At 63.0% G+C, this 12,284-nt stretch carries 10 protein-coding genes; 4 read left to right on the top strand and 6 right to left on the bottom strand.

The annotated features are described in order from the left end of the window. The 3 genes from SFHG_RS01530 to SFHG_RS01520 all read right to left on the bottom strand — a co-directional run. On the bottom strand, window positions 1-785 hold a 785-nt coding region (locus SFHG_RS01530; protein ID WP_052297759.1), incomplete at its 3' end, for a dimethyl sulfoxide reductase anchor subunit family protein. Continuing rightward, the gene (locus SFHG_RS01525; protein ID WP_042432574.1) at window positions 785-1,426 is read right to left on the bottom strand and encodes a 4Fe-4S dicluster domain-containing protein; all 642 of its coding nucleotides are present in this window, start codon (window positions 1,424-1,426) and stop codon (window positions 785-787) included. The genes SFHG_RS01525 and SFHG_RS01530, both read right to left, overlap by 1 nt. Next, window positions 1,423-4,413 (bottom strand): molybdopterin-containing oxidoreductase family protein, encoded by a 2,991-nt coding sequence (locus tag SFHG_RS01520; protein WP_042432572.1) that lies wholly within the window; start codon window positions 4,411-4,413, stop codon window positions 1,423-1,425. The genes SFHG_RS01525 and SFHG_RS01520 overlap by 4 nt, the downstream gene beginning before the upstream one ends. A gap of 397 nt (window positions 4,414-4,810) precedes the next feature. Here SFHG_RS01520 and SFHG_RS01515 point away from each other — a divergent pair, with 397 nt between their 5' ends. Next, entirely contained in the window at window positions 4,811-6,484 is a 1,674-nt protein-coding gene (locus SFHG_RS01515) for a response regulator transcription factor (protein WP_052297758.1), read from the top strand. Window positions 6,485-6,585: 101 nt separating this feature from the next. Next, window positions 6,586-7,032 (top strand): D-aminoacyl-tRNA deacylase, encoded by a 447-nt coding sequence (dtd, locus tag SFHG_RS01510; protein ID WP_042432569.1) that lies wholly within the window; start codon window positions 6,586-6,588, stop codon window positions 7,030-7,032. Between the two features lie 63 nt (window positions 7,033-7,095). Here dtd and SFHG_RS01505 read toward each other — a convergent pair whose 3' ends face one another. From SFHG_RS01505 to rplM, 3 genes are all read right to left on the bottom strand, one after another. Then, window positions 7,096-9,186: a glutamine synthetase III family protein gene (locus SFHG_RS01505; protein ID WP_042432568.1), complete on the bottom strand. Its 2,091-nt coding sequence runs from the start codon at window positions 9,184-9,186 to the stop codon at window positions 7,096-7,098. 311 nt (window positions 9,187-9,497) lie between these two features. Then, a complete protein-coding gene (rpsI, locus tag SFHG_RS01500) occupies window positions 9,498-9,890 on the bottom strand; it encodes a 30S ribosomal protein S9 (RefSeq protein WP_042432566.1) in 393 nt (130 codons plus the stop codon). Window positions 9,891-9,893: 3 nt separating this feature from the next. Further along, window positions 9,894-10,328 carry a 50S ribosomal protein L13 gene (gene rplM, locus SFHG_RS01495; protein ID WP_042432563.1) on the bottom strand — a complete coding sequence of 145 codons (435 nt, stop codon included), beginning with the start codon at window positions 10,326-10,328 and terminating at the stop codon, window positions 9,894-9,896. A 618-nt stretch (window positions 10,329-10,946) separates the two neighbouring features. Here rplM and metA point away from each other — a divergent pair. After that, a complete protein-coding gene (gene metA / locus SFHG_RS01490; protein WP_042432560.1) occupies window positions 10,947-11,873 on the top strand; it encodes a homoserine O-acetyltransferase MetA in 927 nt (308 codons plus the stop codon). A gap of 9 nt (window positions 11,874-11,882) precedes the next feature. Beyond that, window positions 11,883-12,125, top strand: a complete 243-nt coding sequence (locus SFHG_RS01485; RefSeq protein ID WP_042432555.1) for a hypothetical protein — start codon at window positions 11,883-11,885, stop codon at window positions 12,123-12,125. Window positions 12,126-12,284 lie beyond the last annotated feature (159 nt).

Below are 12,284 nucleotides of genomic sequence, written 5' to 3'. Positions count from 1 at the left end.
AACAGCTTCCAGCTGGCGGCGTCGCCCTTCTTGCGGGCGAGCACGCAGACGACCAGCGGCACGACCGCGCCAACGACCACGGCGCCCAGCCACAGCAGCGGCGCCTGCGCCCCGACGGTCGCGGCGGCGTCGGCCACGGCCTTGGTGGGGTGCGTCGGGTCGAAGTAGTAGCCCACCTGGGAGAACGCGCCGGCGCTCAGCTGGATGAACGCGGCGTAGGCGGCGGTGCACACGGCGCCGATCGCGGAACCGGCCACGGCCGGCAGGCCGCAGGCGTCGGCGTCCTCGCCCTTGGCGGCCAGCACCACCGCGCAGGTGGCCGGGCCGAGCAGGAAGGCGGCGCCCACGATAGAGAGCACCTCGAACACGGAATCCCACGCCGGGCGCGCCGGCATCATATAGCTATGCGCGCATACCGCGGCCAGCACCACGCTGATGGCGATGGCGACCCACGCCATCCACTTCGGCAGCGTGCCGCCGTCGTCGGACTTGCGAGCGAGCACGAAGTACGCCACGGCGATCACGACGAACACCACGATCGCGATCAGCTCCTGCGTGATGCCGGAGGTGATGTGGCCGAAGCCGTTGAAGATGCGCTCCCAGTGCTGCAGGTGGAAGAACACGGCGATGCCGCCGGCGGCCAGGAGCACGCAGGACAGGATCGCCAGCAGCTGCTGGGACTTCTTACCGGCGTCCTTGAGCGCCAGCGCGCCGGCGCCGCCGAGCACGCCGCAGCCCCATGCGGTAAGGGTGGTGAAAAGGATCAGAGGCCATTGCAGTTCCATTACTCTTCCCCCTTCCACTCGTGGTTGCGCAGGATGTAGCGGAACGAGGGATGGTTCCCCACATCGGGCAAATGATGCACGTCGGAATCCTCGAACGGCTTGATCGGATAGTCGCCGTCCTCGCCGGTCAGCTCGCCAAGCGTCTTGTTGTAGGGGCCGCGGAAGCTCTCGATGCCCTCGTCCAAGTCGCCGAAGAAGCGCGCGAAACCACCGCACTGCGTGACGCACTGGGGCAGCTCGCCCTGCGCGGTCTTCTGCTCGCACAGGGTGCACTTCTCAACCACGCGCTCCTCATCGTTGAGGTAACGCACGCCATAAGGGCAGCTCATGGCGCAGAACTGGCAGCCGATGCACTTCGACTTGTCGATCTGCACGGTGCCGTCGGCGGCGATGTGGCTGGCCTCGGTCGGGCACACCTTCACGCACTCCGGGTCGGCGCAGTGCTGGCACTGCACGGTCAGGAAGTACGTATACACGTCCGGGAAGTGCCCGGAACCTTCCGCTGTCGGATAGGGCCCGATGCGCAGCGTCTTGTTCCAGAAGCTGCCGATCGGCACGCCGTTGAACGCTTTGCAGGCAACGCTGCACGCCAGGCAGCCGACGCACTTGTTCAGGTCGGTTACGATTGCCGGATGGCTCATGCCTTCGTCCTCCCCTCGTAATCAGGCGCCCACGCCTTCAAGCGCGGATCGCTGGAGTCATGGATGATCTCGGTGCCGTCGTCGCCGCAGGGCACGGGATTGCCGAACGGGGAGTTCTCCGCCGTGGCCTTGTACACCTTCACGCCATAAGCGCGCAGGTTCGACGTGCCGATGAACGGGTCCTGGGCGTCCTTGTCCAGCAAGCAGTTCACACCGCACAGCGCAAAGCCCTTGTCGGCCTGCTTCAGCTCCGGGAACCACCACTGGTGCTCCAGGTTCACCACGCCGGGCGCAATGCCGTGGTACAGGTCGACGACCTCGCGGATCTTGTGCTCCTTGGTCTCGATCCATACCCAGTCGCCCTGCTCGACGCCGATGCGCTCGGCATCCTCGGGGTTCATCTCGATGCGCGGCACGGGCCACAGCTCGCGGCACCAGGGAAGCTGGCGATGCTCGTTGTGGAAGTACACGGGGATGCGTCGACCGGTGGTAGCCAGGAACGAGTTGTCGTCCTCGAACAGATCCGGATCGGCGACCGGGCCGTGCGGCGCCTCGCGGAACGTCGGAATAGCCTGGTCATCGTTGGGATAGTAGTTATCGATGACCGTCGACCAGATCTCCTGCTTGCCGGTGGACGTGTCCCAACCCTGCGGATGGTCCATGACCGCCTGCACCGCCGCCGGGGAGTCGGACGTGGTTGCCCAACCGGTTTCGTAACGGCGATACGTGCCCCAGGCCTCGGGCTTCTCGATCTTGGAATCCCACGGGCCGTTCTCCTGGAAGGCCTGCTTGTAGTCCTGCCACTCGGGGATCCTGAAGCCGGAGAGCGCGATGTTGTTGCACACGTTCTCGGCATCGTCGATGGGCCACTTCTCGTCATCGGTGCTGCCCTCGCAGTACGGCTGGCCCATGGCCTTGAAGATGCGCATGACGATCTTCAGGTCGGGCTCCGCCTCCGCCGGCGGCTCCACTGCCTTGCACGTAGCGCCGAACGAGCCTGAAGAACCCTGCGACTTGCGGATGCAGTCGAGCTCCATCCAATGCGCAGCCGGCAGCACGATGTCGGCGACGCCCACGGTAGGCGTCTCCCACAGGTCGATGGAAACCCAGAAGTCCAACTTCTTGAGCTGCTCGTAGGCGTACAGGCTGTTCGACTGGTTCATGTGGTCGCCGGTCTGGCCGATGCCGCAGGACAGCTTGTAGGGCTGACCCGTCTCGATGGTCTTGTAGATGCTCGTGGCGTCCGCCCAGCTGGGGTTGCACTTCGGGTCTGCCAGCATGGGGAACTTATCGCCGCCGATGATCTTGGACTGGTCGGGCGAGCCCTTCACGGAGGCCGCGGAGGGCAGCGTCATGGCCAGGTCGAAGAATGGCCAACCAGCGGTGGAGCCGCGCATGCCGCCCGGGATGTCCATGTTGCCGGTGATGCCGCACAGGATGTCCATGGTGCGGTTGGTCTGCAGCGAGTTGCAGCTGTGCTCGAGCGGCAGCATGTACTGGATGCCGCCGTTGCCGTAGCCGGTGGAGGGGTCGAGACGCGTGGCGTAGATGGTCGCGGCGCGCTCGATGTCCTCGGCCTTGCAGCCGGTGATCTCGGCAACCTTCTCGGGCGTGTACTCGGCGACGCGGTCGCACAAATGCTCCCAAACGGTGCGGCAATGCACCTTCTTGCCGTCCTTCAGCGTAACCTCAAGGCCGCCTTCGGGCGTGTACAGCGCCGGATACAGGCCGTCGATGAACGGCGTGGCGTCGATGACGAAGCCCTGGCTCTGGCCCGTCAAGTCCAGGCCGTGGATCTGAGCCTCGCGGCCGGCGGTCGCAGGCTTCCAATCCTCGCCCTCCCAGTGGGGCAGCTTGCCGGAGCTGGAGCTGCTGGGCAAGCTCAGATCGGCGGCGGAGGCATCGGTGACCGAGGACGCCACGGACTTGCCGTTGGACTCGTAATACGTCAGCTCGCCGTTCAGCTCGTTGAGCACCATGAACGCGGTGTTCGAGCCGCCTTCCTTGATGTCGGACTGCTTGAGCAGGCGGTTCTTCTTGGAGCCGTGCGTGGACTGTGAATCGGAGACGGAAGGCTCCCAATCCTCGTCCTCCACCACCAGCATGGGGGCGTTCATCCATTTGCGCACGTACAGGTCGTCGTAGAGGCCCTTGTTGATGACGACGTTGATCCAGCCCAAGCCCATGGCGGCATCGGTGCCGGGGCGCAGCGGCAGCCAGATATCGGCTTCCTTGCCCAGGTTCGTCTGACGCGGGTCCACCAGGATGTGGTAATCGGCGCGCGTTGCCACGTCTACCGTGGTACGGCACGAGTCATCGTAGTTCGACAGCTCGGAAGCGCCGCCCCACTGCACGTACACGCGCGGACGGCCGACGGTCTCCATCCAGCTGTAAGCGTTGTAGTCGTTGAGCTTCGTGGCATAGAAACGCGGGCCTTTGCAAATCTCGTTGGCCTGAATGGCGTTCGGGCTTACGAAGCACTGCTTCAACGCCGCGTAAGGGCCCATGGACCAGATTCGGCTGGTGCCGGCCATGCTGAAGTACGTCTCGTTACCGTACTTGGACTGCAGCTCGCTGAACTTCTCGCCGATGGTCTCCATGGCTTCGTCCCAAGTGATGCGCTGCCAGCCGGGATCGTTGGAATCCTTCGGGTTCGTGCGCTTCATGGGGTACTTCAGGCGATCGGGATGATATGCAGCCTGCAGCGAGGCCTGGCCCTTGGAGCAGTGATTGCCCATGGATTGGAAAGCGGCCTCGTCGCCTTCGCTGCGGATGACCTTTCCATCCTGCACATACACCCACACGCCGCATTCCATCTTGCCGCAGCCGCGGCAGGTGGAACGGATGCGCTTGACCTCGCCGGCGCCGGTGGTGCCGGTTTTGGTCTCGGCCAGCGCAGAGCTTGCCGGAGCCGCAACGCCGACGGCGGCGGCGGTGGCCGCAGCCATCTTCGCGAACGTGCGGCGCGTCATCGTAAGCTTGCCCATGCATCCTCCTTTCCTTCGACGCCTTGCAAGGCGCCATCTCCTCTGTGGTCGTACGGCATCGCAGCCCTCGTCTTCGGCTGCTTGCCGCCCCTCTTCTCGGGTTCTCGGGGTTTCCCGAGGCCCTGCGAAACATCACCGCGTCCGGGGCTTGCTTGGGGTTTGGGGCCGAGCCCGCGGTGCGTTCGCCTTCCCGACGATACGACGCGCAAAGCAAGCGGCGAATCCGGCCGGCAACATGGTTGAGGGCGGGTTTTCGAAATCATGTTAGTAACATGATGCCTTTGAACTGGGGATATACCTGACTCGGGTGTTATCCCAGGCTGACTTCAACGGATGGGTTCAGGCGAATGAGGGGGGGTGTACTATAATCGCCTTCAAACGAGGGAGAGGATTTTTCTTGGGGGAGAAGAACACCACGGCCGCTGCGAGGGATCGCAGCCTGCGCGCCGCGCCGGCATCTGCCGATGCCGGCAAAAGCGAAGAAGCGCGCACCGCGGACCGCGGCTGCGGAAAGCCGAAGCAAGGCGCCGGCGACGGCTCGACGAACCGCGAAAAGCTCTCTCGAACATTGGCGGGTAAAAAGAATCGGGCCCGAGAATCGCTCGGGCGCACCGAGGCGTTGACAGGCGTGGCGCTCGGCTGCTTTCTGGCATGGGTTCCCATGACGTTCCAAAGCCTGAACATCGTGGGCGACAAGGGCGAGCCTGTGCTCGATACGGTTTACCTGATATCCATCTGCACGCTGCTGCTCACGCAGATCCTCATCGGAATCGAGCACAGGCATTGCGCGCTCTGGCTGGCGAAGAGGCCCGCCCGCGTGGGATCGGCAATAGCCATGGCGGCATCGACGCTGCTGCTGCCCGTTGCAGCCGGCTGGGCCGACGGCGAATCAGCGGCGGGGGCATTCGCCGCAAGCATCGCGCTCACCACCGCATCGGGCGTCGTCTCAGGCGTCTCGTCAGGCCTCTTCCTAGCGCAATTCGGCATCCTTATGAGCAAGTTCTCCGCAAAGGCCACCGCAACCATAGCCGCCTTGGGATACCTGTGCATGTCGGCGCTTTTCTGCCTGTTCTCGTTCTTCGGACCGCTTGAATCATGCCTTTTCGCCGCCAGCATGCCCGTGATCAGCTCCTTTTTGCGTGACACGGGCGCGTCAACCCAAAAGGGCAAGCAGGCCATCGACGACAAGCCCCTTCCCGCGCAAACCGAACCCGCCAGCCCGGAGAATCGACGCCAACTGCGACATCTCACGCTGGCTCTGGCGCTATGCTGCGCGCTTATCGGCTGCGCGAACGAGCTGGCGCGCACCCTGTACATCCAAATGGGCATCGCAGGCGCAGGCGGGCAATACTACGCATTCATCCAGGCGGGCGCGGCGCTTATCATCGGACTCGGGGCCACAGTGATCACGTTGGCCCTGGTCAGCATGAAAACGCCGCGAGCCCCGGAGCTCTGCTACCGCATCCTCATACTGTTCCTGGCGCTCGGTGCGCTGCTGCTGCCCACCCCACTGCTGTACCCGATAAGCGCCGTGGCCCCCTACGCGCTCAACTCGGCGGCATTCCAGTGCTACGGCATCCTAGCATGGGTCCTCATTTGCGGCGCCTGCCACCAGTATCCAGCCACCAGCATCCGCGTATTCCAATTCGTTCGCGCAGGATGGACCTTCGGGCCTTTGATCGGCATGCTCATCGGGCGTTTCGTGGTGAATTGCACGTCCTTCGAGCTTGCCCAGGTGTTCCCATGCGCCGTGCTGGGCGCGGCGCTCGTCATGATGGCGGCGATGGCGTTCACCGAGCACGACCTGGCCTTCGCCGTGAACCTGCTCCCCACGGACAGGAAGCGGCGCTTCACCGACAAGTGCCTTGCCGTTGCCGCTCGCTGCGGACTATCCGAGCGCGAGACCGAGATCATGACGCTGTTCGCCAAGGGCCGCAACCTGGCCTACATCCAAGACCAGCTGTGCCTGTCGAAAAGCACCGTGAGCACCCACCGCCAGCACATCTACCAAAAGCTCGGCGTCCACTCAAGCCAAGAGATGATCGACCTGATTCAAGAAGAGAAGGCATAGCGGGACGTGCAAAAGGCCCATCCCGCTATGGCGACGATGTCGGACGCTTCGGGACCCCTTGATGCGCTATGCTGGAAGGCAAAACGCGGAAGGAGGGCCTTATGCGGGCATTGGTGCAGCGCGTGACGCATGCGCAGGTGGATATCGATGGCGAAACGGCGGGCTCGTGCGAGCGCGGGTACCTGATTTTGCTGGGCGTGGGCGCGGACGACGGCCCTGAGCAGATCGAGCGGCTGTGGGGCAAGATCTTCAAGCTGCGCATCTTCGAGGACGAGAACGGCAAGACGAACCGTTCGCTTGCCGACGTGGACGGGCAGGTTCTTATCGTGTCGCAGTTCACGCTGTACGCCAACTGCAAGAAGGGCAACCGGCCCTCGTTCACCGGCGCCGGCGCACCAGACCAGGCCGAGCAGCTTTACGAGCAGTTCATCGAACGCGCCCGCCAAGACGTGCCGCACGTGGAAACCGGCCGCTTCGGCGCCATGATGCAAGTCAGCCTGGTCAACGACGGCCCCTTCACCATCTGGCTGGATACCGATCAGCTGTAAAATCGCAAAAAAGGAAGCCGCCCGAGGGCGGCTTCCTTCGTATTCTGTATCGAATCCCGTTTGCTAGCAGTAGAACAGGATGTCGTTGTACGTGGGGACGGGCCACAGGTCGTGAGCGACCACGATTTCCATGGCGTCCACGCCCGCACGCAGGCGCTCCATCATCGGGACGATTTCGTGCGCGTACTTGTTGGCCTTCTCCTGCTCGTCGGCCAGGTCGCGAATGGCCAGGTGCGCGGCATGCAGCTCGTTCAGGGCATCGTTAATCTCCTTGATGCCGTCGACAACCGTGTTGAGCAGCTGATCCTGCACCGAGGTGTCGATACCAGCGCAAGCGACCTTCATCTCGTTGATCTCGTTGGCAACGAGCGTGGCGTACTTGTTGATGGCGGGCAGGAACGTACGGCGCGTCATGCGCTTCATCGTACGGACCTCGATGTTCATGAGCTTCGTGTACTTCTCCAGCTTCACCTCGTAGCGGCTACGAGCCTCCACCTCGGTGAGCACGTTGAACTCCTCGAACAGCTTGATGCTCTTCTCCGCAACGTAGGCCGGCAGCGCGTCGGCGGTGGTGCGGTTGTTGGCCAGGCCGCGGCGCTCGGCCTCGGCGGGCCACTCGTCGGAGTAACCGTTGCCGTTGAAGATGATGCGCTGGTGCTTCTTCAGCGTCTCCTTGATGTAAGCGATGGCGGCGGACTCGAACTCGTCGCCGGACTTGCCCTCCATGGCGTCGGCGAAGTCCTTCAGCGACTTGGCCATGGCGGTGTTGAGCACCATGTTGCAGTCGGCCAGGTTCACCGCGGAACCCGGCATGCGGAACTCGAACTTGTTGCCGGTGAAGGCGAAGGGGCTGGTACGATTACGATCGGTGTTGTCCTTGAGGAAGTTCGGCAGCACCGAAACGCCCAGGTCGACGGCAACCTTCTCCGCAGAAGTGTACTCATGATCGTCAACCAGCGCGTCCACGATGGCGCCCAGCTCGTCGCCCAGGAAGATGGACACGATAGCCGGCGGGGCCTCGTTGGCGCCCAGACGATGGTCGTTACCGCAGGAGGCCACGGTCATGCGCAGCAGCTCCTGGTAGTCGTCGACAGCCTGGATGACGCCGGTGAGGAACACCAGGAAGCGCAGGTTGTCCATGGGGGTCTCGCCGGGATCCAGGAAGTTGGTCTTACCGGCGGAAATGGACCAGTTGTTATGCTTGCCGGAGCCGTTGATGCCCTCGAACGGCTTCTCATGCTGCAGGCACACCAGGCCGTAATGGCTTGCCAGCAGACGCATCTTCTCCATGGTCAGGAGGTTCTCGTCGATGGCGCGGTTGCCGTTGGTGTAAAGCGGCGCCAACTCATGCTGCGCGGGAGCAACCTCGTTGTGCTTGGTCTTAGCAGACACGCCCAGCTTCCACAGCTCGCTGTCGAGCTCCTTCATGAACTCGTTGACCGTGGGGCGGATGGCGCCGAAGTAATGCTCCTCAAGCTCCTGGCCCTTCAGCGGGGAGTAGCCGAACAGCGTGCGGCCCGTCATGATGAGGTCGGAGCGCCTCGCGTAATCCTTCTCGCTGATCAGGAAGTACTCCTGCTCAGCACCGACGGTGGTGATCACGCGGTCGGCGGTCTCGCCGAACAGCGCCAGCACACGCTTGGCCTGCTCGTCGATGGCGCTCATGGAACGCAGCAGCGGGGTCTTCTTGTCAAGCGCCTCGCCGGTGTAGCTGCAGAAGGCGGTGGGGATGCACAGCACCTCGTCCTTGATGAATGCGTAGCTGGTGGGGTCCCACGCCGTGTAGCCGCGGGCCTCGAAGGTTGCACGCAGGCCGCCGGACGGGAAGCTGGAGGCGTCGGGCTCGCCCTGGATGAGCTCCTTGCCGGAGAAGCTCATGATAGCGCGGCCGTCGCCGGTGGGATCGAGGAAGCTGTCGTGCTTCTCGGAGGTGATGCCGGAAAGGGGCTGGAACCAGTGCGTGTAGTGCGTGGCGCCCTTTTCGATGGCCCATTCCTTCATGGCGTGGGCGACGACGTTGGCGACCTCAAGGTTCAAAGGCTCGCCCTTCTTGATGGTCCTCATCAAGTCCTTATACGTTGCAGATGGCAGTCGCTCCTGCATCGTGTGCTCGTTGAACACCATCGAGCCGTAGATCTCAGGAATTTTCGACATAGGCGTGAGCTCCTTCATAGTTACCTTTCAGACGCGCGCTTCCCTTGCCACTGCATGCTACAGGTTAGCGAGTTTGTCAACTCTCGTAGCTTAGCATCTTGTACCGGCAAGCAGCACGTCAACTTGCTGTAACTTACGGTACCGGCGCTATGTTTCCGGCAGTTTTCAGCCCATGGAACGTTTCGTTACGGAAGGGTTGGGATTGCTGAAGGCTTTTGCGCCCCAACAACGCGGAAAGCCCGCCCCGCTTTCGCGGAACGGGCTTTGCAGGCTTGCACGGCCACGCGTGGCGCAGCCAAAGGAAACAAACCTTAGCGCTTGCTGAACTGCGGGCGCTTGCGGGCCTTCTTCAGACCGTACTTCTTGCGCTCGACCATACGAGCGTCGCGCGTCAGGAAGCCAGCCTTCTTCAGCTCGGCGCGGTAGTCGCCAGCTGCCAGCAGGGCACGGGAGATGCCGTGACGCAGAGCGCCGGCCTGACCCGAGATGCCGCCGCCGTCGATGCGGGCGAGCACGTCGAAGTGATCCTGGGTATCCGTGACCTTGAACGGGGTCTTGGCATAGTCGAGCAGAGCCTCGCGGCCGAAGTACTCCTTGCCATCGCGACCGTTGACGGTCACCTTGCCGGTGCCGGGAACGAGGCGCACGCGAGCGACAGCGTTCTTACGACGACCGGTGCCGTAGTACAATGCTTCATTCGCCATGGTTTAGCCCTCCATCTTGATCTCGGTCGGCTTCTGAGCCATATGCGGGTGCTCGGCACCAGCGTAAACCTTCAGCTTCAGGCCCTGCTTGCGGCCCAGCGTGTTCTTCGGCAGCATGCCCTTGACGGCATGCTCGATGACGCGCTCGGGGTGCTTGGCCATGGCCTCGGCGAAGGTCTCGGACTTCAGTCCGCCCGGATGACCGGTGTGATGGTAGTAGACCTTGTTCAGCTCCTTCGTGCCGGTCACGCGAACCTTGTCCGCGTTGATGATGATCACGAAGTCGCCGGTGTCCACGTGCGGCGTGTACTGCGGCTTGTGCTTGCCCTTCAGAAGGGTAGCGGCCTTGGTGGCAACACGGCCGAGGACCTGATCCTCAGCGTCGATGATGTACCATTTGCGCTCAACTTCATGAGGCTTAGCGTGATACGTCTTCACTGTTTTTCCTCCATGTCCTTCCTGTTACGCTGTGCGACCACAGCGCACAGGGTGTCGTTTTTCAAAAGTGCAAGTCTGTATGCTGCCGGTTTCCTACGCCGGCGCGCTTCGTCGGGTCTGGACTTCCCTTCTTGGCGCTGCCTCCACCTTGCGTTTACGGGGCTTTTGAAAGCGAACTTTTATAGTCTACGGTTTCAGCCGCTTCGAAGTCAATGGGGCATGTGTGCTCATCTGGGGTTACTCCGCGATTTTCACACGGACTGCACGATTGCGGCGCCGCCCCGCACGCAACCGCGCGACAAACCATCGCCGACCGACGTTCGCACCAGGCCGACCCGCCCCGCCGAGCTGGCAACGCCATGCGGAAAACCCCGCCGCGCCATGCCGGCAAACCCTGTGCCGCTAGCCCTGCCTCCACCGCCTACCGTCTGCTCACCTGCTGCGTTTGCTTGCGGCGATAACTTGCTTTCTGGTTTACCAATAACCCGGTATTCTGAGCCTTTGATATTATGGTGCAGGCGGTAAGTTTCAGCAGGTGAACGGCGCCAACTCCGCCGCACAACCGCACATACCCGTCCCGCCCGCGCGCGGGACGCTCAATCCGGAAAGGACCGATCCATGCCAATCAGGATCCCCGACCAGCTGCCTGCAACCGAGCAGCTGGAAAGCGAGAACATCTTCGTCATGACCGAGCATCGAGCCATGCATCAGGACATCCGCCCGCTGCGCGTGCTGCTGCTCAACCTTATGCCGAAGAAGATCGAGACCGAGACGCAGATCATGCGCAAGCTGTCCAACACCCCGCTGCAGATCGAGGTGGAGCTGCTGCACACCATCTCGCATGAGTCGCGCAACGTCTCCCAAGAGCACCTGAAGACGTTCTATCGCTCGTTCGACCAGGTCAAAGATAACCGCTACGACGGCATGATCATCACCGGCGCGCCCGTCGAGCTGCACGAGTTCGAGGACGTCGACTACTGGGACGAGCTGTGCCGCATCATGAAGTGGTCCACCACCAACGTGCACTCCACGCTGCACATCTGCTGGGGCGCGCAGGCCGGCATCTTCTACCACTACGGCATCCAGAAGCACGAGCTGCCGAAGAAGCTCTCCGGCGTGTTCAACCATGACGTGCTCAAACCCTCCAGCCCGCTGGTGCGCGGATTCGACGACCGCTTCTGGGCGCCGCATTCCCGCCACACCACCGTGTACGCTGAGGACATCGAGGCGGACCCGCGCCTGGAGATCGTCGCGCAGTCCGATGAGGCCGGCGTCTACATCGCCAAGAGCACCGACAGCCGCCACTTCTTCGTGTTCGGCCACCCCGAGTACGACACCGGCACGCTGCGCGCCGAGTACGAGCGAGACGTGAACAAGGGCATGGACGTCCCCGTCCCGGCCCACTACTTCCCCAACGACGACCCTACGCAGGAGCCGGTCAGCACGTGGCGCGCGCACGCGCAGCTGCTGTACACGAACTGGCTGAACTACTACGTGTATCAGACCACACCTTACGACCTGAGCAATCTGGGCGCTGGCGAATAAGGAAACGCCATGCCGAAGCGCTACACCATTAAACCGCAGGTCACCCCCTTGCCCGGCAAAGCCGGCAAGGGGTCGTCGGCCGAAACGAGGCGGCATTCGGCGAAGGAGGGCGTGACGTCCGGCTCCGCATCCGAGCAGCCCGCGAACGACCCCTTCATCCGCGCTGAGAACGAGGACGACGACGGCTACGATCCCTATTCGGACCGCCCGCCCACACCCGAGCCCCTGTTCCAGGAAAACCCCTGGGATTAGGGGGGCGCCTCGAGGAAAAATCAAACCGACCAACAAACTGCGATGGGCCCGGAGCGAGTAATCGTTCCGGGCCCATCGGTTTTGATCAGAGAATCGGGAGAGGCGATGCACCTCGAGAGGAGCACAGACCAGCGCCCCCCCCCTCACGCATTGAGAGCC

This window comes from Senegalimassilia anaerobia JC110 (assembly GCF_000236865.1).
In the GTDB taxonomy this organism is placed as follows: Bacteria; Actinomycetota; Coriobacteriia; order Coriobacteriales; family Eggerthellaceae; genus Senegalimassilia; species Senegalimassilia anaerobia.
Note: the sequence above shows the minus strand (reverse complement) of the source record. Positions and strands in the feature narration are given on the sequence as shown.

Coding starts and splice junctions, on each gene's coding strand:
- SFHG_RS01525 (WP_042432574.1), bottom strand. CDS start 1,426: ATGAGCCATCCGGCAATCGTAACCGACCTGAACAAGTGCGTCGGCTGC.
- SFHG_RS01520 (WP_042432572.1), bottom strand. CDS start 4,413: ATGGGCAAGCTTACGATGACGCGCCGCACGTTCGCGAAGATGGCTGCG.
- dtd (WP_042432569.1), top strand. CDS start 6,586: ATGCGGGCATTGGTGCAGCGCGTGACGCATGCGCAGGTGGATATCGAT.
- SFHG_RS01505 (WP_042432568.1), bottom strand. CDS start 9,186: ATGTCGAAAATTCCTGAGATCTACGGCTCGATGGTGTTCAACGAGCAC.
- rpsI (WP_042432566.1), bottom strand. CDS start 9,890: ATGGCGAATGAAGCATTGTACTACGGCACCGGTCGTCGTAAGAACGCT.
- metA (WP_042432560.1), top strand. CDS start 10,947: ATGCCAATCAGGATCCCCGACCAGCTGCCTGCAACCGAGCAGCTGGAA.
- SFHG_RS01485 (WP_042432555.1), top strand. CDS start 11,883: ATGCCGAAGCGCTACACCATTAAACCGCAGGTCACCCCCTTGCCCGGC.